21 protein-coding genes are annotated in these 24,976 nt (G+C 39.0%); 9 read left to right on the top strand and 12 right to left on the bottom strand.

Features of this window, described 5'->3' with window-relative positions:
* Positions 1 to 28 precede the first annotated feature (28 nt).
* From ureG to urtA, 12 genes are all read right to left on the bottom strand, one after another.
* Positions 29 to 640: an urease accessory protein UreG gene (gene ureG / locus Q0794_RS01680; RefSeq protein WP_298939719.1), complete on the bottom strand. Its 612-nt coding sequence runs from the start codon at positions 638 to 640 to the stop codon at positions 29 to 31.
* Between the two features lie 85 nt (positions 641 to 725).
* Positions 726 to 1,421 carry an urease accessory UreF family protein gene (locus tag Q0794_RS01675; RefSeq protein WP_298939717.1) on the bottom strand — a complete coding sequence of 232 codons (696 nt, stop codon included), beginning with the start codon at positions 1,419 to 1,421 and terminating at the stop codon, positions 726 to 728.
* Positions 1,411 to 1,908: an urease accessory protein UreE gene (gene ureE, locus Q0794_RS01670; protein WP_298939715.1), complete on the bottom strand. Its 498-nt coding sequence runs from the start codon at positions 1,906 to 1,908 to the stop codon at positions 1,411 to 1,413. Before ureE ends, Q0794_RS01675 begins: the two co-directional genes overlap by 11 nt.
* A 184-nt stretch (positions 1,909 to 2,092) precedes the next feature.
* On the bottom strand, positions 2,093 to 3,796 hold the full coding sequence (ureC, locus tag Q0794_RS01665; protein ID WP_298939713.1) for an urease subunit alpha: 1,704 nt from the start codon (positions 3,794 to 3,796) through the stop codon (positions 2,093 to 2,095).
* Positions 3,797 to 3,798: 2 nt separating this feature from the next.
* Entirely contained in the window at positions 3,799 to 4,128 is a 330-nt protein-coding gene (locus tag Q0794_RS01660) for an urease subunit beta (RefSeq protein ID WP_298939710.1), read from the bottom strand.
* Positions 4,129 to 4,139: 11 nt separating this feature from the next.
* On the bottom strand, positions 4,140 to 4,442 hold the full coding sequence (locus Q0794_RS01655) for an urease subunit gamma (protein ID WP_298939708.1): 303 nt from the start codon (positions 4,440 to 4,442) through the stop codon (positions 4,140 to 4,142).
* A 66-nt stretch (positions 4,443 to 4,508) separates the two neighbouring features.
* Positions 4,509 to 5,423: an urease accessory protein UreD gene (locus tag Q0794_RS01650; RefSeq protein WP_298939706.1), complete on the bottom strand. Its 915-nt coding sequence runs from the start codon at positions 5,421 to 5,423 to the stop codon at positions 4,509 to 4,511.
* A gap of 22 nt (positions 5,424 to 5,445) precedes the next feature.
* The gene (gene urtE / locus Q0794_RS01645) at positions 5,446 to 6,141 is read right to left on the bottom strand and encodes an urea ABC transporter ATP-binding subunit UrtE (RefSeq protein WP_298939704.1); all 696 of its coding nucleotides are present in this window, start codon (positions 6,139 to 6,141) and stop codon (positions 5,446 to 5,448) included.
* Between the two features lies 1 nt (position 6,142).
* Positions 6,143 to 6,952, bottom strand: a complete 810-nt coding sequence (gene urtD / locus Q0794_RS01640) for an urea ABC transporter ATP-binding protein UrtD (protein WP_298939703.1) — start codon at positions 6,950 to 6,952, stop codon at positions 6,143 to 6,145.
* Positions 6,952 to 8,145: an urea ABC transporter permease subunit UrtC gene (urtC, locus tag Q0794_RS01635; protein WP_298939701.1), complete on the bottom strand. Its 1,194-nt coding sequence runs from the start codon at positions 8,143 to 8,145 to the stop codon at positions 6,952 to 6,954. The genes urtD and urtC overlap by 1 nt, the downstream gene beginning before the upstream one ends.
* The gene (urtB, locus tag Q0794_RS01630) at positions 8,145 to 9,809 is read right to left on the bottom strand and encodes an urea ABC transporter permease subunit UrtB (protein ID WP_298939699.1); all 1,665 of its coding nucleotides are present in this window, start codon (positions 9,807 to 9,809) and stop codon (positions 8,145 to 8,147) included. Before urtB ends, urtC begins: the two co-directional genes overlap by 1 nt.
* A 130-nt stretch (positions 9,810 to 9,939) precedes the next feature.
* Positions 9,940 to 11,223 carry an urea ABC transporter substrate-binding protein gene (gene urtA, locus Q0794_RS01625; protein WP_298939697.1) on the bottom strand — a complete coding sequence of 428 codons (1,284 nt, stop codon included), beginning with the start codon at positions 11,221 to 11,223 and terminating at the stop codon, positions 9,940 to 9,942.
* A gap of 267 nt (positions 11,224 to 11,490) precedes the next feature.
* On the opposite strand from urtA, the gene Q0794_RS01620 reads away from it, so the two are divergent.
* The 9 genes from Q0794_RS01620 to Q0794_RS01580 all read left to right on the top strand — a co-directional run bounded on the left by Q0794_RS01620 (position 11,491) and on the right by Q0794_RS01580 (position 24,884).
* Positions 11,491 to 14,856: an ATP-binding protein gene (locus Q0794_RS01620; RefSeq protein WP_298939695.1), complete on the top strand. Its 3,366-nt coding sequence runs from the start codon at positions 11,491 to 11,493 to the stop codon at positions 14,854 to 14,856.
* Complete coding sequence (locus Q0794_RS01615; RefSeq protein ID WP_298939693.1) at positions 14,846 to 15,733, top strand: response regulator transcription factor; 888 nt, start codon at positions 14,846 to 14,848, stop codon at positions 15,731 to 15,733. Before Q0794_RS01620 ends, Q0794_RS01615 begins: the two co-directional genes overlap by 11 nt.
* Positions 15,734 to 16,654: 921 nt before the next feature.
* Complete coding sequence (locus Q0794_RS01610) at positions 16,655 to 17,662, top strand: DUF2971 domain-containing protein (RefSeq protein WP_298939691.1); 1,008 nt, start codon at positions 16,655 to 16,657, stop codon at positions 17,660 to 17,662.
* A 116-nt stretch (positions 17,663 to 17,778) separates the two neighbouring features.
* Entirely contained in the window at positions 17,779 to 18,669 is an 891-nt protein-coding gene (locus Q0794_RS01605) for an SIR2 family protein (RefSeq protein ID WP_298939690.1), read from the top strand.
* 405 nt (positions 18,670 to 19,074) lie between these two features.
* A complete protein-coding gene (locus Q0794_RS01600; RefSeq protein ID WP_298939688.1) occupies positions 19,075 to 19,401 on the top strand; it encodes a hypothetical protein in 327 nt (108 codons plus the stop codon).
* A 104-nt stretch (positions 19,402 to 19,505) separates the two neighbouring features.
* A complete protein-coding gene (locus Q0794_RS01595) occupies positions 19,506 to 19,871 on the top strand; it encodes a MazG nucleotide pyrophosphohydrolase domain-containing protein (RefSeq protein ID WP_298939686.1) in 366 nt (121 codons plus the stop codon).
* Positions 19,872 to 20,779: 908 nt separating this feature from the next.
* A complete protein-coding gene (locus Q0794_RS01590; protein WP_298939684.1) occupies positions 20,780 to 22,873 on the top strand; it encodes a bifunctional diguanylate cyclase/phosphodiesterase in 2,094 nt (697 codons plus the stop codon).
* A gap of 233 nt (positions 22,874 to 23,106) precedes the next feature.
* Entirely contained in the window at positions 23,107 to 23,739 is a 633-nt protein-coding gene (locus tag Q0794_RS01585; RefSeq protein ID WP_298939682.1) for a TetR/AcrR family transcriptional regulator, read from the top strand.
* Positions 23,740 to 23,900: 161 nt separating this feature from the next.
* Complete coding sequence (locus Q0794_RS01580) at positions 23,901 to 24,884, top strand: MDR family oxidoreductase (RefSeq protein WP_298939680.1); 984 nt, start codon at positions 23,901 to 23,903, stop codon at positions 24,882 to 24,884.
* The last annotated feature ends 92 nt before the right edge of the window (positions 24,885 to 24,976 follow it).

The following is a 24,976-nucleotide window of genomic DNA, read 5'->3' as shown; positions in this document are numbered from 1 at the left end:
TTTCCAACATAATATTATATAAATAGGCTTACTTGAGCATACCTTGTGTTTCAATAAACTCGATGATCTCAGCTAACCCTTGCTGTGTTTTCATGTTACTGAAAATAAATGGTTTGTCACCACGCATCTTCTTCGCGTCTCGATCCATTACTTCCAATGACGCACCAACCAAATCAGCAACATCGATTTTATTAATAATCAACAAATCAGACTTAGTGATCCCAGGGCCACCCTTACGTGGAATTTTATCACCTGCAGACACATCAATCACGTATAAAGTTAAATCGGATAATTCAGGGCTAAAGGTAGCACTTAAGTTATCGCCACCACTTTCCACTAATACAAAGTCTAAGTCAGGGTGACGTTCATGCAATTCATCAATGGCTGCTAGGTTCATTGAGGCATCCTCACGGATAGCAGTGTGCGGACAGCCTCCTGTTTCAACTCCCATAATTCTATCTGCCGATAACGCATCGTTGCGTGTTAAAAATTGCGCATCTTCATGTGTATAGATATCGTTAGTGACAACGGCCATTTCATATTTATCGCGTAATGCTAAACATAATTGGCTTAATAGAGCCGTTTTGCCTGACCCCACTGGGCCACCGACACCAATACGTAATAATTGTTTTTTTCTCATTGTATTTCTCTCATATTTCTTAAATAGTGCTTAAATAGTTTTTATACATGTAAAGCCGATAACGGTTTAACTCTACCCTATTACTTTAAGAGCGGAATAACCGCGTATATTGTGTTTCATGCCAAGCACTCGCCATTGCTAATCGAGGTAGACTCGCTCCAATATCATCATCTTCAATCTGATTCGCAATACTAATAGCGCCTTGCACTTTATCGCTTAATTCAAACAGTAAATTTTGTGCTTGAGTTTGCCCTAATGGTACTAATTTAGTGGCTGCCGCTACTTGGTTATCGAGATACGTCCAGCAATAACCACTTTGCGCTGATATTAAATCTAACTCGAAAAGGTAAGCGGCAATCGCAAATACACTGACAAAACTACTATCGGATTGTGTAAATAATTCACTATAAGAATCGCTATCCACATTATCTAATTGCTTTAATAAACGAATCAAAGCTTTACCCATTGCAACATCCGCAAGACGTAGCTCGCTGCTTTCACGACACGCAATTAAATGTTGGTTATGCAACTTAAAACGTTCAAAATCATTGTTTTCTAGGGCCTGATAAAGTCGTTTCAATAATGCTAAATCAGTACGAGCGATAGATTCATTGAGGTTTAACTCAATCCAATCAAAGGTCGTTTTTTGGTTATTAACCCACTCCATCTCAGTTGCATATTCCAGCCCTTGCGAAAATGAAAAACCGCCGACAGGTAGGTTTGCACTACATAGCTGCAGTAATCGATTAAGCTTAACCGGACTGGCCATATTAATGTTCATGGCTGTGCTCTGAATGGTTATGCTCTGAATGTTCATGAGAATGGCTATGTGAATGCCCACTACGCTTACCATAAGCCCCATTTTCAGGCGCAAAAACGGCAGGTGTTTTATCGATTGTTAATCCATAGTTTTCAGCAAGCTCTTCTAGCACATGGTCAGGTTTAAAACGCACCCATAACTCACCGACTTGTAAGGTCGTATGGCGATTTCCTAAGTGATAGCAGACTTTGCTGAAGGTTAACCAATCTGTGCCAAACGCAGTTGAAACAGCTTCAGCCTGCCCTTTTACTTCAATCAATAATCCACATTCTGTTTTTAATATTTCACCGACTAGCAAAGGATGCCCACGTTCTACAAAGATCCCAATATCAGCGCCTTTATCTGTTACGCCTTTGATACGCGACTTCTTACGCGTGTCATGATCTAAGGTAATCGAATCATTTATTGGATCATGTGTATGATCCAACCTTTCAAATACTTGTAACATTGTTTATCTCTTTTTCTTTTTCGCTAAAACCAATGAAATAACTTTTAATCTACTTACTCTTTTTACACAGTAGGAGGGCTTTAGGCAAAGCCGTCAAACTTTTATTTTATGAGCATATGTTTCATATGTGATTCAAATAAAAGTGCAGACAATGCAGACTAAAGTTCTCCTACGCAGTAAAAAGTTAGAATAAGCAGTATCGCTGTGCAAGAGGTAACTCTGTCGCAGGCTCACAAGTTAATAACTCACCGTTTGCACGTACTTCATAGGTTTGTGGATCTACTTCAATATTTGGCATCCAATCGTTATGAATCATGTCTTTTTTACCGATATTTCGCGTGTTTTTACACACACCCACTAAGCGCGTCATGCCTGCGATTTCAGGAACATTTTTATCAACTGCTGCTTGCGATAAGAAGGTCATTGACGTTTGCGCAGCCGCGCTACCAAATGAACCAAACATAGGACGATAATAAACAGGCTGCGGCGTTGGGATAGAGGCATTCGCGTCACCCATTGGTGCTGCCGCAATAAAACCAGATTTCAAAATCATCGACGGTTTAATACCAAAAAATGCTGGTTTCCATAACACTAAATCAGCCATTTTACCTATTTCAATAGAGCCGACTTCATGGCTAATACCATGACTTATTGCTGGGTTAATCGTGTATTTAGCGATATAACGCTTAGCACGGAAATTATCATTACGGTCTGTATCTGGCGCTAATGGACCACGTTGTTGTTTCATTTTATGCGCAGTTTGCCAAGTACGCGTGATCATTTCACCAACACGTCCCATCGCTTGTGAGTCAGACGAAATCATACTGATTGCCCCTAAGTCATGCATGATGTCCTCTGCCGCGATACTTTCTTTACGAATACGAGAATCAGCAAAGGCCACATCTTCAGGAATAGACGGGTTGAGATGATGGCATACCATTAACATATCTAAATGTTCGTCAATGGTATTCACTGTGTATGGACGTGTTGGGTTAGTTGATGAAGGCAGCACATTTGGCTCACCACAAGCACGAATAATATCCGGTGAATGACCGCCACCAGCACCTTCAGTGTGGTAAGTATGAATAGTACGTCCTTTAAATGCGCCCAATGTATCTTCTAAAAAACCTGACTCATTTAAAGTGTCCGTATGAATCGCAACTTGTACATCATATCGTTCAGCCACTGACAAACAGTTATCAATAGCGGCTGGGGTTGTGCCCCAGTCTTCATGTAATTTTAAACCGCACACACCCGCTTCAATTTGTTCTTCAATCGCTTTTGGCAAACTCACATTACCTTTGCCTAAAAAGCCAAAGTTCATGGCAAAGTCATTAGTTGACTGCAACATTTTATGAATATTCCAAGGACCGGGTGTACAAGTTGTTGCTTTAGTGCCTGTTGCAGGACCAGTACCACCACCAATCATGGTCGTCACACCTGACATTTGTGCTTCTTCAATCTGCTGCGGGCAAATAAAGTGAATATGCGCATCTATGCCACCAGCCGTTAATATTTGGCCTTCGCCTGCAATGACTTCTGTGCCAGCACCAATTTCGATATCAATATTATCTTGGATATCAGGATTACCCGCTTTACCAATAATCGCTATGCGACCGTCTTTAATGCCCACATCGGCTTTTACTATGCCCCAATGATCAAGGATCAAGGCATTAGTGATCACAAGATCAACGGTTTCAGAACAAGCAGCTTGGCTTTGTCCCATGCCATCTCGAATCACTTTACCGCCACCAAAAGTCACTTCTTCACCGTATTCAGTAAAATCTTTTTCGACTTCAATCCATAAGTCGGTATCCGCTAAACGAACACGATCGCCAACTGTTGGTCCGAACATATGTGCGTAAGAATGCTTATCAATACTAGCCATGGTTATTGTTCTCCCTCTTTCTTACCATCAATGTCGCCCTGAATGTCACCACGGAAGCCAAAAGCACGGCGCTTACCGCGATAAGGAATAAGCGTAACATCTCGCTTTTGTCCGGGTTCAAAGCGAACCGCAGTACTTGAGGTAATATCTAGACGATAACCTTTGGTGATTTCACGATCGAAAACTAACGCGCGATTTACTTCGTAAAAGTGATAATGAGAGCCTACTTGGATAGGCCTATCACCTGAATTTGCGACCGTCACTTTTAATTGTTCGCGACCAACATTGAGCTCTCGATTACCGCTATCGGTTTTTATTTCGCCGGGGATCATAAGCGACTCCATTAAATAATTGGGTTATGGATAGTGACTAACTTCGTCCCATCGGGGAAAGTCGCTTCAACTTGTACGTCAGGAATAAGCTCAGCAATGCCATCCATTACCTGATCACGGGTTAATAACGTACGGCCGTAATCCATCATTTCTGCAACGCTTTTTCCGTCTCGAGCACCTTCCATGATCTCCATTGAGATATAGGCCATCGCTTCAGGATAATTTAGTTTTACACCACGTTTTAAACGACGCTCTGCTAATAATGCCGCAGTAAAAAGCAGTAACTTGTCTTTTTCTCTTGGTAATAAATCCATATCATTTTCTCTTTTTATTTAGGCCAAGCTGTTAATAATGAAATCTTTTTCTATACAAAATATTTTTTAGGTATGCCAAATTCTCGGCTGTATCGCCGCTTTATCGACTAATAAAGGCCGTAATACTTCCCACAAACTAATAAACAATTGTTTACATTGTTGTGCATGTGCTCCTAAATAGCGGATCACTAATAAACCATCAATATCACTAATGCTGATAAACGACTGGGCATTTTGTTGATTTACTGTGTCACGTAATAACGAAACTAATTCAGCACGTTGCTGTGGTTGTTGTAATCTTTGCGGTGCATAAGCTAAAAAAGTCGCAAAGACACTGTTGTTTGCTAACCCAGCGGGATGCGTTAAAAGTTGGTTAGCTGGAGATAATGCAATGCGATCATGGTAAATCAAAGTGTCATCGCAATATAAGCGATTCAATTGACAGTATTTACCTTTAACGAAGGGCTCGTCTGAATCAGGTAAGCCAAGACAAGTAATATCCCAACCAAGATAAACACTGCTGCTAGTGAGCTTAATATCAACCGTATTAAACCCATCGGCTCCTTCGTAAACAATGGTTTCCTGTGGAAAGTTTTCACACTTCGCATTTGCTTCTAAGGTTAACTGAGTGATTTGTGCTTGTTTTGTATCGCCGATATCAAGGTTGGTTCGTGCACGATAGAAACGCCCAGCTCCCGGTGTCGTGAACAGTAAATGCGCGTCCTCTTTCACTGCCACACTAATACGTAATTCATCACCAGAAACGATGCCAGCAGGCGGATGTAACAGATAGATATGCGCACAATCTCGCCCTTCTGGGTAAAAGGCTTTTTGAACTGAAAGCGGCCCTTTACGTTGAGTACGAGTTAATTGGGTTCCGACGGGCGTATTACTGAATTCTAATAGCAAATGAGCAAGCCAGTGACTTTTCACTGGTGCTGTTAATGTTGAGTTTATAGGTGCTGCCACTGTTGTATTCATTTTTCCCTTAAACTAGTTTGTATTATACCGCTAAGTATTTACCTACTATATCGTCGTTGAGTTCATCCATTAAACCTGATGCAACGACTTGTCCTTTCTCCATTATATGGAAATTCTCTCCAACTGCACGAGCAAAAGGCAGTTTTTGCTCAACCAAGATAATCGTCATTCCTTCTTCTTTATTTAACTTTAATAATACATCTCGAATTAATTGCACGATGTTAGGCTGGATACCTTCATTTGGTTCATCAAGAATCAAAATATCTGGGTTTAACACCAACGCACGTGCAATAGCGAGTTGCTGTTGTTGTCCTCCAGAAAGATCTCCACCACGTCGGTGTAACATCTCCTTTAAAACAGGAAACAGTTTATAAATATGATGTGGAATGGTTTTACTTTTTTGTCTTGAGCAATTGAGACTAATCTTTAAGTTTTCTTCCACGGTTAACTGCGGAAAAATATGACGACCTTGAGGAACATAACCGACACCAATTTCAGGACGTTGCTCCACGCTGCCTTTACTCATATCCTTATCATTAATCACTAAGCTACCAGCGCTAATAGGTAACAATCCCATAATGGTTTTTAATAACGTTGTTTTACCGACACCATTACGCCCCATGATACAAGTACGAGACCCTTTTTCTATTTTAAGGTTAAGATCCCATAGGATTTGGGTACCACCATATTTTTGATCTACTGATGTTAACTCAATCATATTAATCTTGCTCCTCGCCTAAATAAACTTCTCTTACATCTTTATTTGCTTGCACTTCATCCATTGAACCTTCAGCTAATACTGTGCCTTGATGTAACACTGTCACCTTACGAGCAATTGAACGTACAAAGGCCATATCATGTTCAACTACCACCACAGAATGCTTACCTGCAAGTGACGTCAATAACTCTGCTGTTCGTTCAGTTTCTTGCGTGGTCATCCCCGTAACAGGTTCATCAACTAACAATAAGCGCGGTTCAGCAGCTAATAACATGCCAATCTCTAACCATTGTTTTTGTCCGTGAGATAAACGCCCAGCGGGATAATTACGTTCAGGCTCTAAACCAATGGTTTTTAGCACTTCATCGATTTTATCTTTTTGTTCACCACTTAATTTGTGGAACAAAGACGTCCAGATCCCTTTGTCTCCAGACAGGCTTAACTCGATATTTTCAAATACACTTAATGCTTCAAATACCGTTGGTTTTTGAAATTTTCGACCAATACCAGCACGTGCAATTTCAGACTCATCGAGCTCTAACAAATCAATTTGTTGACCAAAACTCACCTTACCTTTATCTGGGCGAGTCTTACCGGTGATCACATCCATTAAGGTGGTTTTACCTGCGCCGTTTGCACCGATTAAACAACGTAACTCACCATCTCCAATATAAAGATTAAGATCATTAAGTGCCTTAAAACCATCAAAACTAACACTCACATCTTCTACGTATAAAATCATGCCATGGCGCGTATCTGGGCTTAAGTTATCGGCTGATGAAAGCGGTGAACCTTGTTTATCTACTATCATTATTTTTTCTCCGCGGCAGTTTCAATCTTTGATGCTGTAGTTGGCTTACTGTTTGATGACGCTGTTTGTTTATTGCTTGATGATTCAATTTTATCCATCAAGTTAATCACTAAACCCGCTAGTCCTTTAGGTAGTAATAAGGTAACAAGTACAAATAACCCGCCTAAACCAAATAACCAAGCTTCCGGCATAATTGCAGTAAAGCGCGTTTTGGCGTAACTCACTACAATCGCGCCTATCAATGCACCATACAAAGTACCTCGACCACCAATTGCAACCCAAATAACAATTTCAATCGAGTTTAATGGTGAAAATTCACCCGGGTTAATAATGCCAACCTGTGGCACATAAAGTGCACCGGCAACACCCGCCAACATAGCTGATACAACAAATATCCAGACTTTATAATGTTCAGGTTTGTAACCAGCAAAACGCACACGGTTTTCTGCATCTCGAATCGCAGTGACGACACGGCCCATTTTTGAATTAACAATAAAATGACTGATAGCATATCCAATCGCTAACATTACAGCGGTTGCGATAAATAAAGCTAATTTAGTATCCGGTGACTGCAATGAAAAACCAAATATCTCTTTAAAGTCGGTTAGACCATTATTACCACCAAATCCCATCTCGTTTCGGAAGAAAGACAGTAGCAATGCATACGTCATGGCTTGCGTCATAATCGACAAATACACACCACTTACACGTGAACGGAACGCTAACATGCCAAAGATATAAGCTAATAAACCAGGACCAGCAAACACTAATAGAATCATCACCAAGGCGTTATCAGATCCCGCCCAATACCAAGGCAATTCAGTCCAATTTAAGAACACCATAAAATCAGGTAATTCTGGGTTACCGTAAACGCCTCGGTCACCGATTTGGCGCATTAAGTACATGCCCATTGCGTAACCACCTAAGGCAAAGAATGCACCGTGGCCTAAGCTTAAAATACCGCAATATCCCCAGACTAAATCAACGGCTAAAGCCAGTAAGGCATAACAAAGGTACTTACCTAATAAGCTCACCGTGTAATCGCTCACATGCAGCAGCGATCCTTCAGCAAACATTAAATTACACACAGTGACATACAAGGTTGAGACAAATAAGATCGCAATAACAAAATGCAAACTACTCATTTTTTTGGTTATATTGTTCACGCTAGGTGAATTAAGTAAATTTTTCATTATTCTGCCGCTCTCCCTTTTTGCGGAAACAGTCCTTTAGGTCGTTTTTGAATAAACAACACTAAACTTACTAACACAATAATATTGGCAAGTACTGGCCCCATTGATGGCTCTAATATTTTATTAAATGTCCCCATGGTCATCGCTGCTACTAACGTGCCCCATAAGTTACCTACGCCACCAAATACCACCACTAAGAATGAATCGATGATATAAGCCTGTCCTAAGTTTGGTCCTACATTAGTTAACTGACTTAATGCCACACCCGCAACACCTGCGATACCAGACCCTAAACCAAAGGTAATAGCATCTACCCATGAGCTTTTAACACTCAAGGCTCTTGCCATATCTCGGTTTTGAGAAACAGCACGAACGTGTAAACCTAATGAAGAATTTTTCAAAATCATTAATAATGAGAAGAACACCATTAACGCAAATAAAATGATATATAACCGGTTGTAAGTCAGCGATAAGATAGGATTAATTTCTAACGAACCACTCATCCATTGTGGTGCTTCCACTTGACGGTTAAGCGGAGAGAACACCGAACGTACTAATTGTTGTAAGATTAAGCTAATACCAAAGGTAGCCAGTAACGTTTCTAAAGGACGCCCTTTTAAGAAACGAATCACACCACGTTCGATTAATACACCGACAAAACCAGACACAAGGAATGCAGCAGGCACGGCCATTAATAACGAGTATTCGATTAAATTTGGGAAAGTTTGTTGGATAACATAAGTCGTATAAGCGCCTAGCATCATCATTTCACCGTGCGCCATATTGATCACGCCCATCACACCAAAGGTGATAGCCAGACCAATCGCCGCGAGCAATAATACTGAGCCAAGGCTTAATCCGAAGAATAGATTCTCCGCTAAGCTAAACACACTGGCTTGTTGCTCAATGCTGTCTATTGCATTGGTTAATACTGTTTTAAGTTCTTTTGCTTCTGCGCTGCTAGAGTCATTATCAGTAGATGTTGAATCGTTTGATGTTGATTCAGTAGAAAACCTATCTAATTCTTTAACCAACGCATTTTTAACCGTAGGTTCTAAACGATCTCCAAGTTGCTTAGCCGCAGAAAGCTTCTCCGATATTGTGCCTGTTTCTAATTGATCGAGTAATAAAATAACTGACATTAACTCACGAGCATCATCGTCCTTCTCGCTTTTTATTAATTTATTAACCGCACTCAAACCCGCTTGGTTTGGGTTATCTAATAATTGTTTTAAAGCAGCGATACGAGTATCCGCATCTGCATTGGTTAAATCTAAGTTAGCTAATAAATCACGAATTTGGCCACGCAGACGATTATTGGTTCTCACTTTTTTAATCGCTGATTTACTCACCGCTGGCAACACTTCAGCAGTTAATACATCCGTTAATTCATATTGTTTTTGTTGATTTTTAAAGACAGAAACAACGCGTTTATTGGCTTTAAGGTAATATAAATCACCGTCCATCAAAGGTTGTAAAATATCACTGACTTGTGGTGTTGATGTCGCTGCGATTTGTTCAATCAATAGCGCCATTTTGTTTAATTTAGTATTGGGTAACTGCTCAACTAATGCAGGAAGAACTGATTGTTGTGTTTCACCAACAGCAGCAGAGGCGTTGAATGACATAACAAAGAGAAGTAAAAGGGGAAGTAGACGCAACATGAGCTGTTCCTTAATATTGATTTCTTCAGTCCATAAAAATGGGAGGGCTGAGCCTCCCATCGAATCGTTCTTACATTTAGCTACATGAAATTAATGACATGATGTAAATTAATAAGTTAGAACGTTATGACTAAAATTGTTGACCAGAACATTTTGCAGTAGTGACATCAAAGTTGCCGCATTTGATTGGAGCAGTCCAATCAGAGACTAGGTTTTTAGAGCTTGGTAAAAAGTCTGACCATGCATCACCAATCACAGTATCTGGTGTTTCCCAAACCACTTCAAACTGACCATCTTCTTGGATTTCACCAATTAATACTGGCTTAGATAAATGATGGTTAGGGTTCATTACCGCAATACCGCCCGTTAAGTTAGGAATAGCAATACCGATCATCGCTTGCTCAACTGCGTCAACATCAGTAGTACCGGCTTTCTCAACAGCTTTAACCCACATTTTGAAACCAATATAAGTTGCTTCCATTGGATCATTTGTTACACGCTTGTCATCACCAATGTATTTTTTCCATTGTGCAATAAACGCTTCATTCTCTTCTGTTTCAACACTTTGGAAATAGTTCCAAGCAGCTAAGTGACCCACTAACGGTTTAGCATCAAAACCAGATAGCTCTTCTTCACCGACAGAAAATGCAATAACAGGGATATCTTCAGCAGAAATACCTTGGTTACCTAACTCTTTGTAAAATGGAATATTTGCATCGCCGTTTACTGTAGAAATTACAGCAGTTTGTTTGCCTTCAGAACCAAAACGCTTCACGTCAGCAACAATGTTCTGCCAATCTGAATGACCAAATGGCGTGTAGTTAATCATGATATCTTCAGACTTAACGCCTTGTGCCATTAAGTAAGCTTCTAAGATTTTGTTCGTCGTACGTGGGTAAACATAATCGGTACCTAACAAGACAAAACGTTCAGCGCCAATGTCGTTAATAAGGTAATCAACAGCAGGAATCGCTTGCTGGTTTGGCGCAGCGCCCGTATAGAATACGTTTTTAGACGACTCTTCACCTTCGTATTGAACTGGGTAGAACATTAAACCGTTAAGCTCTTCAAGCACAGGTAATACTGATTTACGAGAAACTGAAGTCCAGCTACCGAAAATAACATCAACTTTATCTTTTGCTAATAACTCGCGACCTTTTTCTGCAAATAATGGCCAATTCGACGCGGGGTCAACGACCACAGGCTCAAGTTTTTTACCTAATAAACCACCCTTTGCATTTTGATCTTCAATCATCATCAATACAGTATCTTTTAGTGTGGTTTCACTAATCGCCATCGTACCTGATAAAGAATGTAAAACACCGACCTTGATACTGTCAGCAGCATAAGCAAAGTTAGTCATTAAGCCCGTTGCAACAATCGAACTTGCAACAATTAGTTTCTTCAGTTTCATAGATAGTTCCTTTCCCTTTTTAGCATCCAATGATTAATCTTTTTAACGGAATAAAAATCTCAATCCCAACCTATTTCAAGTGGGATTAGTATCCAGTAATAAGCGCAAGCAATAAATGCGCAAAAGCGCGCAATAGACTACGCAATTATGCGCATATAAAAACAACACCTATTGAAGTAAGGTACGCGCGCGAGATATGCTAAGAGCTAAGTAGTTATTAGTACGGGTACGGATACGGATAGCCAATCAATAGCGAAAGAAGCAGTCATGCAATCAAACCAAAAAATAATTAAAGCACGTAGAACTTACAACAAGCTTGTTGCCAATGAGATGATGGAAGATTTTGCGCTGCGCTTTACTGCGAAACGAGCGCGAAAGTGGTCATTAAACCGCATCTCTATGACTGCGCTTGGGATTGTTTCGTTTCTTGTTTTAGAGGCGATTGGCGGAGCCATCACACTAAATTTTGGCTTTGAAAACTCAGCGTGGGCAATTTTAGCAGTGACTTTGATTGTATTTTTAACCGGGTTACCCATTAGCTATTATGCTGCCAAATACGGTGTCGATATTGACTTACTCAGCCGAGGGGCTGGCTTTGGTTATATGGGCTCCAGCATTGCCTCACTTATTTACGCCTCTTTTACCTTTATCTTTTTTGCACTTGAAGCTGCCATTATGGCGATGGCATTAAAAATACTATTTGGCTTACCTTTACCCGCAGGGTATATCGTCAGTACTTTATTAATTATTCCCTTAGTCACCCACGGCATTACCTATATTAGTCGCTTTCAAGTATGGACATCACCTATTTGGGTAGCATTACAACTGCTGCCGCTATTCTTTGTGTTTACCCACAACGATACACAATTCAGTGACTGGGTAAGTTTTACTGGTGAAGCCGGCGAATCAGGTGGCTCATTTAATCTCTTATTATTTGGTGGCGCTTCTGCCGTATTGTTAGCACTGGTCGCGCAAATAGGAGAGCAAGTCGACTTCTTAAGGTTCTTACCAGAAAAGCCTAAAAAAGGCGCTTGGCGATGGTGGTTAGCACTGATTGCAGGTGGCCCAGGTTGGATGTTATTTGGTGCACTTAAACTATTTTTAGGATCTTTCTTAGCCTACTTTGCATTAAAACAAGGTGTTGCACCACATCTTGCCAGCGATCCCGCACACATGTACCAGCTGGCTTATAGCTATGTATTCGATAACCCTTCTATCAGTGTTTTTATCGCCTGTACTTTTGTGGTGCTATCGCAGCTAAAAATTAACGTTGCGAATGCTTATGCCGGTTCACTCGCCTGGTCTAACTTCTTTTCACGCGTGACACACAATCATCCAGGTCGCGTGGTGTGGATGGTGTTTAATGTTGCCATTGCCCTATTACTGATGGAACTTGGTATATACCAAACTATCGCGAGTATGTTGTCTGTTTATTCGGTGATTGTATTAGCTTGGTTAAGCTCAGTCGTTGCAGACCTCATCATCAATAAACCGCTAGGTATCAGCCCACGCCATATCGAATTTAAACGCTCACACCTTTATGATATTAACCCTGTAGGCGTTGGCTCAATGTTGATTGCATCAGTCGCAGGCTTTACCGCACACATGGGAATTTATGGTGAAACCATTGAAGCATTAGCGTCTTTTATTGCCTGCTTTTTGCCTTTTATTACCGTGCCGTTGATTGGGTGGCTAACCAAAGGAAAATACTATTTAGCAGCCAACCAACAACCTGAAATCAAACAATTTACGCAGTGCCATATCTGTGAAAACAGCTTTGACCATGAAGACATCACTTTCTGCCCTGCTTATGGCAAAGCCATTTGTTCATTATGTTGTAGCCTTGATGTACGCTGCTCAGATCAATGTCGTCCAGACGCCACCCTTTCAGAACAAGCACATGATTTTTTCACGCGTTTTTTAAGTGCTAAAGTACTGAAAGTATTAACCACTCCGCTGATGCAATTCATCGTTCTAACATTAGGGTTAAGCCTGATCGGCGCGACGATCTTAGTGTTGGTATACCTACAAGTTCCACTTGATGACGTAGCGGTAAAACAGGTGTTTGCCAGTACGTTAATTAAGATATTCTTCTTATTAATCATCATTATTGGCATCGTCAGTTGGTTGTTTATTCTTGCACGCCACGGTAATCAAAGTGCCTTAAAAGAATTACGTTCACAAACCAAAGCCTTAGCCAAAGAGGTGGATGCGCACGAACAAACCTCAGAAGCATTACAAAGCGCAAAAGAAGTCGCGGAATCAGCCAATGAAGCAAAAAGCCGTTATCTAGCCGCGTTAAGTCATGAATTACGTACTCCACTTAATGTGTTGTTAGGCTACGCACAACTGTTAATGCGAGACGAAGTATTACCGCTAAAACAACGTGAAAGTATTGCCATTGTGAGACGTAACGGAGAGCATTTAGCCGACTTAATTGAAAGCTTATTAGAAGTCTCTAAGATTGAAGCGGGCAGAGTGACTTTGCAACGTGATGAGTTTAACCTGAAAGCGATTTTGCAGCAGCTGGTGGACATGTTTCAAATGCAAGCCAGCAAAAAAGGTATTAAATTCCATTACATTGCCAGTGCTAATCTACCTGATTATGTGGCGACCGATAAACAACGCTTTAGACAAATATTGATCAACTTGATTTCTAATGCCATTAAGTACACAGAAAAAGGATCCGTTACCTTTAAAGTCACCTACCGCAGTGAAGTTGCCAACTTTAGCATTATTGATACTGGGGCAGGCATCGCTAAAAGTAACCAAGATTTAATATTCAAACCCTTTGAGCAAATCCGTAATACTCACACTCAATCTATCGGAGGGACAGGGTTAGGATTAACGATCTCTCGTTCATTAGCCGAATTAATGGGCGGTGAAATAAGTCTAACGAGCAGTGTTGGCCAAGGCTCAACCTTCAACTTCAAGCTGATGCTATTTAAGCTACACAAAGATCCTAAAGAGCCAGAACTGACTAAATCAGAAGCCGTCGGCTATAACGGAGAAACACAAACCGTATTAGTAGTAGATGACAATAAACACCAACGAGATCTGATGCTCAATTTATTAGATCCAATTGGTTTTAACGTATTATTAGCAGAGCATGCACAGCAAGGTTTCACGTTATTAGAAGAAAACGATATTGACCTAGTATTGATGGATGTACAAATGCCTGACATTAACGGCTGGGAAATGGTAAAAAATATGCGTGAGCAACATTATCAAATGCCGGTATTAATGGTGTCAGCCAATGCGCGTGATGCGGAATACAATCTCCAAGCTGAAGGTTACCATAATGGCTATATTGCCAAGCCTCTCAATTTAGACGCACTATTAGGTAAAATAGCACAATTATTAGACGTACAGTGGCAATATAAAAACACAGATAATGTAACAACCAACAACACCACCAACACCAATAAACCAAGTGTGACTAGCGAGCAATACCAAGCATTAATTGCTCTCGCAGAGATTGGTTACCTATCTGGTTTTAAGAATAAATTTGAAGAGATACAAGCTGAATATCACTACCCAGAAGACAGTGCATCGCAGATACTTGAGTATGTTGAAGTCTGTAATTTCCCTAAAATTATTGAATATTTAAACGAGTTAAACCATGGATCATAAAAGCAGTGATGTTGTATTAGTTGTCGATGATTCACCAGAATCATTAGGCATGCTCAATGTGGCACTGAACAGTCAAGGTTATACCGCATTAGTGGCCTTAAGTGGGCAACAAGCGCTGGCCATCGCAGAAAAAGTACCGCCAGATGTGGTGTTATTAGATGCGATGATGCCAGAAATGGATGGCTTTGAAACCTGCCGCCGTTTAAAAGAACTCTTACCCAACACGCCGATTATCTTCATGACAGGGTTAACCGACGTTGAAGACATTGTGAAAGGTATTGAAGCTGGCGGTGTGGATTATGTCACCAAACCTATTTCGCCCGACGAGGTGATTGTGCGCATTAAACGTCATGTTGAAACCGCCAAACTCGCATTGAGTGCACAAGATGCCTTAGACCACGCAGGCAAAACAGTATTTTGTGTTAGCCAATTAGGTCGCCTATCTTGGGCAACGCCACATGTACATGAACTGGTAGATGATATTTCCAAAGGCGACGCAAGCCCGTGGGCAACCTTAGCGACATTAATCGAAAGTTGGTTATTAGGCGACACGAGCAAAGAATTAACCGTGAACTGTTTTTCAGAAAAGATGAGTATTGCCTACGAACGCCAACAGCAACAAATGCATTTATTGCGCATTGTACAAAATAAGACGCAAAAATCAGCACAGGATTTGAAAGATAATCTCCCGATCACCAAACGTGAGTCAGAAGTGTTGTATTGGGTATCGTATGGGAAAACCAGTTGGGAAATATCGCAAATTTTGGAAATGAGCCCACGAACAGTGAACAAACATTTAGAGCAGATCTATAAGAAGTTAGGAGTTGATAATAGGACGTCGGCGGCGGCGATTTCGATTAGGATCTTAGAGGGATGATGCAGCAAAGGATTGCTGGTTGATCCTTTTTTCTCGTATCCATGGTCTCCGTGGGAGTGTATATTTTAGAACGTTGGTGAGTTTTAAAAGTAAGATTCGTCTTCGCTCATCGAGGCACATTGATATCTCCAGCTTGGTGTTTCGCCCTTGCGGCGACTTTACTTTTTCTGAACAGCAGAAAAAGTAAGCAAAAAGACTGTCACCGGATCGCTTTCTGATCCAAGTAATCCACTCATTTTTATCGTACCGTTTCGGGCGTGCATCCATGCACTAGCCTCAACTAATCCAAACATCCTGTTTGGCTTTACTAAAAATGAATGAATTACTTGGGAAAGCTTAACGGCGGGGAGTTGTAGCCACATTGGGTAATGTTTCGCTGCGCTCGTTGAGGCTGTTTGATTTTTATTAACACTCTAAATAAGCAAGATTCTTTATACGAACAAAGAAAACAGAACCAAAAGAAACTCACCCATATCGTTTTTTAATCTACTCTTTTGAAAATATAATAATAACAGCCCTCTTAACGCACCGCTCATACGCGGCTTCCCTGCCGCGCTCTGAGCTAGCAACGGCATTCCCTGCCTTAGCTTGCTAAAGGCAGTGATTGATTCAGAAAAACTAAAATGGGAAATTGATGCAGCCATATAGAGTTTATTATTACTCCAGTAATAAAATAAAAATCCATGTTAAATATAAACAATAAACCTCATTCTGTCTTTCCGTGATTAATGCGGAATAATCCCACCTATCTACATGATTAATATTTGATTTAAGGTTAAAGGTAACTTTAAACTTTTGATTTACTGTTGCAGTAGCGTATTGTTGAAAAAATTACCAAATTAATATATTCCGTATTCCCACGGAAAATACGGAATTATTCTATTTAATTACACTGTTATGTTTTAAAAAGGCTCCGATACAATGATTCTATATAAATATTATGGTTTTAATGCTGGTCTTGCTGCGCTAAGGAGTCAACGATTAGGGTTTAGAAAGCCAGATAATTTTAATGATCCATTTGAGTGTACATATTTTTCAAATAGCGACAATGAAACGGAAGGAAAAATTGAGGATAAAATCAAAGAAATAAAAAAATCTGTTGATATTCTTTCTTTAACTCGAACTCCTCTTAATCCGTTAATGTGGGCTCATTATGGAGAAGAACATACTGGTTTCGTAATTGGTTATGATGTTGACGATGAATTTTTTACAAGTAGGGAGTTTAATCTGATACCTGTTGATGAAGGTGATGTATTGTACACCAATACTAAGACACCAACTCAGATTACAAATCAAGACGTTCATAATATTTACTTAAAAACTGTTGATGCCCCTTTTGATAAAGAAGAACTTAATAATCTGAGCGTATCTATTAGGAAAATGTTCCTTACGAAACACGCAACTTGGGTGTATGAGGAGGAAGTGAGAATTGTTAAAATATCGGATTCATTTTTTGTTACTAGCGCTGTATTTCAATCTCACCCATTTCGATCATTTAATTCTATCTCTAGATTAATTGCTCCCCAAATTGGATGTAATTATATTGATGGGTTAAAACTATATACAAAAAAGCAATCTATAAAAGAAGTATTTCTTGGAGTTAGAAACCCATTAATCAATTCTAATCCCTCAGAATCACAAGTAACTGATAACAGTTTAAAAGAACTTGCTCAAAATGAGTCATGGCAAGTTTACCAATTGAGCATGGACAGCTCATCATGGTCTTTAAAAGCACAAGAAACTGATACTGATATGTTAAAAATTTCTGCAAAAGAAGGAGGCTTAACCTCTGAGGCTTCTTTGGGTGGAAAAGAAGCTGAAATATTAGCTCAAAAATTATTAGGCAAAAAGTTAACAGATAATGACAAAGTATCAGTAACGACTTTTAACAACGAAGTACACGTGCAGCTTAATGAAACGTTCATTTAAAACATAACAAGGCAACTAAACCTAATTAAAGCAATGGGATACACTTAGTTTCGCTACATACTTTAACCCACTATTTTAGTCTGCTTATTGCAGCGTTATATTTATTAAGGATCGTTATGCGTAATACTGTACTTTTTGGAAATGGAATAAATCGACTTTCTGATAATGCTGTTAGTTGGGATAATTTACTAAATAACATCAAAGGTTCAAACATTTTTGACAATGGTAACCTTCCAAACACGATGGTTTATGAACGCATTTTCATGGAACATCATGTGGCTAACAAGAGCCACAAAGCAGATGAACTAAAAATAAAAAATAGCATCGCTAAAGCGATGAAATCTCAAGGTTCAAATGAAATATTTGAATTGCTAGCGTCAGTGGACGTAGAAAATTACTTAACTACTAATTACGATTATGCTTTTGAAAAAGCACTTAATATATCACCTGAAAAATTGAGTACAGAGGAAATTTATAGCTTGCGTCGGAAGAGGAAATATTCAACCAAGAGTGGTTCTAAATATCTCTGGAATATTCATGGTGAAATAGAGCATCCCAAATCAATAATGTTGGGATTAGATCATTATTGTGGTTCAGTAAGTAAAATCGACTCCTATGTTAAAGGTACTTATAAGCATACCGTTTCTGGTCAAAGCGTTTCTGTAGCTTCTATGCAAGATAAACTGAAATCTGAGAAGTATTGTTTTACGTCATGGGTTGACCTATTTTTTTCTAGTAATGTTCATATCGTAGGTCTGTCTTTAGATTATAGTGAAACTGATCTTTGGTGGGTGCTTAATAAACGAGCTCGCTTTGTAGCCGACGGTTTAGTTTCAAATAAAATATACTTTTACACCAATCAAATAGATGATGAAAAAATGGGTCTTTTAAAGTCTTTTGATGTCGAGGTAGTAATTACAGACGTTGTTGAAGGAGACTATAAGGGTATGTATGAGTCTTCTATAAATAAAATACCAACAAAGACTGAAGGTGTATTGGCAGCATAAAACAAAGTACGGGACATCCAATGGTTGAGCTTAATAATATCAAATAGTTAATAATAAAGTTCGATACTCAATGTGGCTACGGCTACCCGCCGTTGAGCTTTCCCAAGCGATTCGGTGACAGCTTTCTTTAGCTTTTTATAAACATTGTTTTTTATAAAAATGGTTTTCTTTGCTGTTCAAAGAAAGTAGGGGCGCCGACAAGGCGAAACACCCAGCAACAATTATTCATAGAGCCTCGATGAGCATAGACGAACCAACAACACCTAAGCTTAAGACATTAGCAAATGTGGCTACAACTCCCCCGCCGTTGAGCTTTCCGAAACGATTAATTAGATATTTCCTACGTTGGTGCATAATGTTCTATAAATATAGTTTCACTCAGAGTGATAACATTAAGGTATTACATTGATATTTCTCGTGCTAGTCCTCTGTGCATTGGCATTTTTTTCTTATGTGACGGAAGGCTGTGAGCCATTCAATTTTAGACGAATATTAGCCACTGTTTTGATTGCTATTTATGGTGCTATCTATTTTTATGTCCCTCCTTTTATGGGTATGAATAACCGTTCTGCAGGACAGCTTTTTCAACTCTTTCCTGTGTGTTGTTATGCTGTTGTTCTGTATACAGAGGAGTATCCAACCCGAGAGAAAAAGATAATTATGTGGTTGGCTGGCATCTTTTGGTTAGCTATATTCTTATTGTTATCTTATTTTAAAATGTACTATTGGTAAGTCGATATCATTGCTCCTACATCTCATCACAGATGATAGTTTTAGAGAGTAGCTTTAGACAATAAGTATTCCATTTAACATGCATTATGTGCCAAAGAGGTTTTATGAAAGAGTTCGATAAATTACTTGATATTGCGAAGCGTAAAGCTATTTTTGATGAAACCAGTACATGGTCAAATGGTGCTGAGACTTACCTTGCAGAAATTAAAAGTGAAGTAGATGAAGTTATAGAAGAATTACCTAAATCCCGACAGTGTTATTTAGAGGATGAATTAGGGGATGTTCTTTGGGATTACCTTAATATTCTGACTGCGTTAGAAAAAGAGATCGGTATTGATACCAAAGCCGTTTTAGCAAGAGCCTGTCGTAAGTATGAAGAAAGAGTCTCGGGCATCGAAACGGGTAACAAATGGTCTGATATTAAAGAAAAGCAAAAAATAGACTTAGCCGTTGAACATAATTCAAAGTAATAGTACGTATTGTATAGAAGTAGTCTCGCAATATATCTAAGAAAGATCAATGCCGAAAGACTAATCGAGGCTTTGAAAACTTGAATAAAATAGCAATGAATGCCTTTAATAATTTAAACCTAAAACATCACTCAATGTGGCTGCTACAAACCTTCCGTTGAGTTTTTCTGAATCAATAAATGACTTCAGTAAGCTAAGGCAGGGATGCCGTTGCTAGTTCAGTGCGCCACAGGGATGTGGCGTATGAACGGTGCGTTAAGAAGGCAGTTATTGATTCAGAATAAAAAACGAATTGGGAGCCAGTCTTTTTGCTTACTTTATTCTTCTGGTAAGAAAAAGTATGTCGCCGACAGGGCGAAAAAAATGCGAATAAATATCAACATGACTCGATGAGCGCAGACGAATCAATAACACCAAAACATTATTCAATTAAACGTCATTCAACAAAAGCTAAGCTTAATACATTAGCAAATGTAGGTACCACTCCCCCGCCGTTGAGCTTTCCCAAGTAAGTCTCTTATTTTTTAGTAAAGACAAACAGGATGTTTGGATTAGTTGAGGCTAGTGGATTGATGGATTGATGGATTGATGGATTGAACCTACCTCCAAGAAAATGAAGTCGTCAACAGGCTAAATCCCAAGCAAAATATTTTAATAAAGCCTCGATAACCGAAGATGAACCAACCCCAAAGTAAACTATAACCAAAATATCCGACCTGCAATATCAAAAACTTGAGCGTATATATTCACTTTAACCATCATTTATTTAAGTATTTAACTAACCACAATTTATCTTAAATAGCCTTGTTTATGATCATAAAAATATAATTTAATAATGAAAAAGTAGCTATTAAGATATAGTATGTATATAACATCAGTTTTTATTAAATCTAATATGAGCCCAATATATGAGATCGATAGAAATCAGTAATCTACTTGCCAATCAAAATACGACTAATGATACGTTACATCAGTTGTTTGATGCTGTGGATGCTATTTCCGTGCAAGGCTACGATGAAGATCGTCGTGTTATATATTGGAATACCGGTAGTGAAAAGCTTTATGGTTTCAGTAAAGAAGAGGCTTTAGGCACAAAAATAGAAAAACTGATTATTCCCTCTCCAATGTCTGAGTTTGTCATTGCAGCGCATCAAGATTGGGTAAAAAAAGATATAGAAATTCCTGCCTCAGAAATGACTTTATGCGATAAAGATGGTAATGACGTTAATGTATTTTCAAGTCATGTCATGTTTACCAATCAATTTAACAAAAGACAGATGTATTGTGTTGATATCAATCTAACTGATATTCGATATGCTCAAGCTCAAGTTGTCTTTAAAGAACACATGCTTGAAACCATTTTTGAAGCTACGCCAGACTTATTTTTCTTGATGGAAAAAAATGGCACCATCATCGATTACTATGCAAGTAACCACAAAAATTTATATATTCCCTCCGAAGAACTTGTAGGTAGCGCCATCAGCGAAACGTTACCTTTAGATATATCTAAAGTATTTAGTCGTTACCTAAAAAAAGTAATAAATCATACAGGCGCATTAACGTTTGAATATGAATTAACACTACCGCATGGTGTGACGTACTTTGAAGCTCGTATGAGCTATTTACCACAATATGAACAAATACTAACAATTGTTCGAGATATTACCGAGCAGCATAAATCTTCTGAAGTAATACGCAGACACGCTTACTATGATGCATTAACACTGTTGCCTAACCGCTTTTTAGCACTTGATCGTTTATCACAGATGATATTGGACTCTGAGAGAAATAATCAAAACATAGCCGTCTTTTTTCTAGATTTGGATGACTTCAAAAAAGTAAATGATTCGTTAGGCCATGAAGTAGGCGATAAATTATTAATAGAATCAGCACTTAGATTAACCAGAGCAATGCGTAAAGAGGATACAATAGGCCGTTTAGGTGGCGATGAGTTTATTGTCTTGTCACAAGGTTTAAACGATAAAAATGATCCACTAACAATTGCTGAAAATTTACTACAAGTATTTAGAGAACCTTTTCAAATTGATGGTCGAGAGTTGATCCTCACCTTAAGTATTGGTATCGCGATTTCACCCGAAAATGGACAGACGGTATCAGATTTATTACGCAATGCAGATACCGCGATGTATCAAGCGAAATCATTAGGACGTAATGCGTATTCATTTTTTACTAAAGAAATGAATACCGCAATGATACGTCGTTTTGAAATTGAAGAGCAGATGCATGGCGCGCTAGAACGTGATGAATTTGAAGTTTATTACCAACCTCAATTTGATGTAAAAACAAATAAAGTCATTGGTGCAGAAGCATTACTTCGTTGGCATAGTGCCGCATTAGGTAATATTACTCCTGACGAGTTTATTCCGATTGCAGAACATACTGGATTGATCATCGCCATTGGTGAATTCGTTGTTAAACAAGCACTTAACTTTTTAAATGAATGGCAACATGTTGATAATGAGCAATATACTATTGCTGTAAATTTATCTCCTCGCCAATTTAGAGATAAAAACCTGATTGATTTTATTAAAGGATCGCTTGAACAAGCCCAAATTAAAGCAAGTAGTTTAGAGCTAGAAATTACTGAAGGTGTGTTGATGACAGGCCAAGCTTATATTTCAGATGCATTACAAGCATTACAGCAGTTAGGTATTAAATTATCAATGGATGACTTTGGGACAGGCTATTCTTCGCTTAGTTATTTACGCCAATATGATTTTGATGTGTTAAAAATTGATAGAAGCTTTATTAATGGCATCACTAAAAACAAAGAAGATCGCGATCTAGTAAAAGCCAGCATTGCGATTGCTCATAGTCTAGGGTTAGATGTGGTTGCAGAAGGTGTTGAAATAACAGAGCAACTCACTATATTAGAGGAATTAGGGTGTGACTATGTACAAGGTTACTACTTTAGCAAACCCCTACCAGCTGACCGATTTATTGATTTTTCGAGTCACTATAAACAGATCAATGAAGCATAATCCATCTAATAAATATCACTAAAAAGGAGCGAAAAATCTAAGTATAAATTATCCGCTCCTTTTACTTTAATATAAGTAACTGAATATAAACAACTTAATTCATAAATAAGCAAAGCCCCACCTAATTCCGCATTACGCTATTTTACTATTTAAAAAACTCACTATTACAAGCTATTGCATTTTTATAGACGATCGGTCTATTATACTTGCATGGCATCACTTATTGAAACTCTATGACATCAATGACAACAAAACCACGACGTGGTCGACCATTAAAGAATGCACAGGAAAATCGTGATACTAAAGCAGAATTAATTCGCAGTGGTCTTGAACAATTAACTGAAAATGGCTTTGCCTCTTCTGGTATCGATCCTATTTTAAAAAGAGTCGGCGTACCGAAAGGATCTTTTTATCATTACTTTCCAAGTAAAGAAGCTTTTGGTTTAGCGGTCATAGAAAGCTATGCAAATTACTTCGCTAATAAGCTAGATACTTATTTATTAGATGTGAATACTCCGCCTCTTATTCGAATTAAAAACTTTGCTAATAACGCTAAAACAGGATTAGAGCGTCATCACTTTAAACGTGGTTGTTTAATTGGTAATTTAGGTCAAGAGGTAGATCTTTTACCTGAAAGCTTTAGACCTGTATTAATCAACGTTTTTATGGAATGGCAAAATCGCATCGCAGATTGTTTGGAGATAGCCAAAGCAAACCATGATCTATCGCAAAGCACCGATTGCAAAAAGTTAGCAGAATGCTTCTGGATTGGTTGGGAGGGTGCAGTAAGTCGCACACGATTAGTAAAAAGCATCGCGCCATTAGATAACTATTTCGATAACTTCATCGCTAGTTTACCTCGATGAATATCATTGATTTTTAAAGCTTAATATTTCGCATTCCTAGGTTTGCAGCTAGGAAACACTTTTAATTAAGTAGTTCTTTTATTTAAATAGTCCTTTTATTTAAATAGTAGCAATTAAATAATTTTAATTTTTAATAGACGATCGGTCTAAAAGGAGTAAATATGTTCAAAGGTATTTTGATCGAGAAAGATGAACAGGGTTACAGATCTGCAGTAAAAGACATTGATGACAGTGTGTTACCAGAAGGTGATGTCATCATTAAAGTCGCTTATAGCACGTTAAATTACAAAGATGCTCTTGCTATTACAGGTAAAGGCCCAGTCGTTCGCAGTTTCCCAATGGTACCTGGCATTGACCTAGTGGGCACCGTTGAACAGAGTGACAACGAGCAATTTAAAGTAGGTGATAACGTTTTATTAAATGGTTTTGGCGTTGGTGAAACGCATTGTGGTGGTTTAGCAGAAAAAGCCCGCTTAAAAAGTGAATGGTTAATCCCTCTACCGAAAGCATTTTCAGCTCGCCAAGCGATGTCAATTGGTACTGCTGGCTACACCGCGATGCTATGTGTGATTGCATTAGAGAAAAATGGCATCACACCAGATAAAGGTGACATTTTAGTCACGGGCGCAAATGGTGGCGTAGGGAGCTTTGCTATTACGATATTAGCCAAACTAGGTTATCACGTTGTCGCATCAACAGGTCGTCTTGAAGAGTCGGACTATCTTAAAAAACTAGGCGCGGCAGAAGTTATTGACCGAGCAACATTAACAGAACCGGGACGTCCTTTAGGAAAAGAACGTTGGGCAGCAGCTATTGATTCTGCTGGCAGTCATACCCTTGCGAATGTCTGTGCAAGTCTACAATACGGTGGCGTGGTGGCTGCTTGTGGATTAGCACAAGGTATGGATTTACCAACAACGGTTATGCCATTTATTTTACGTGGTGTAACGTTAGCAGGTATTGATAGTGTTATGCGCCCTACTGCCGATAGAATTGAAGCATGGGAACGCCTTGCTACTATTTTAGAGCCTGCTGTTTTTGATGATATCGCCAAAGAAATTACGTTAGACGAGACAATCGACACTGCAGAGCAACTGATCTCGGGTAAAGTACGTGGTCGTGTTGTAGTTAATATTGCAGGATAGCGTAAACGAAAACTTATTATCGCCACTCCCTTGGAGTCAGATCATAAGTGCATAACTTGAAACTGGTAGAAAAACGGTCAGCTGAATATAGG

The sequence above is a fragment of the uncultured Psychromonas sp. genome (assembly GCF_947489755.1).
Taxonomy (GTDB): domain Bacteria; phylum Pseudomonadota; class Gammaproteobacteria; order Enterobacterales; family Psychromonadaceae; genus Psychromonas.
Note: the sequence above shows the minus strand (reverse complement) of the source record. Positions and strands in the feature narration are given on the sequence as shown.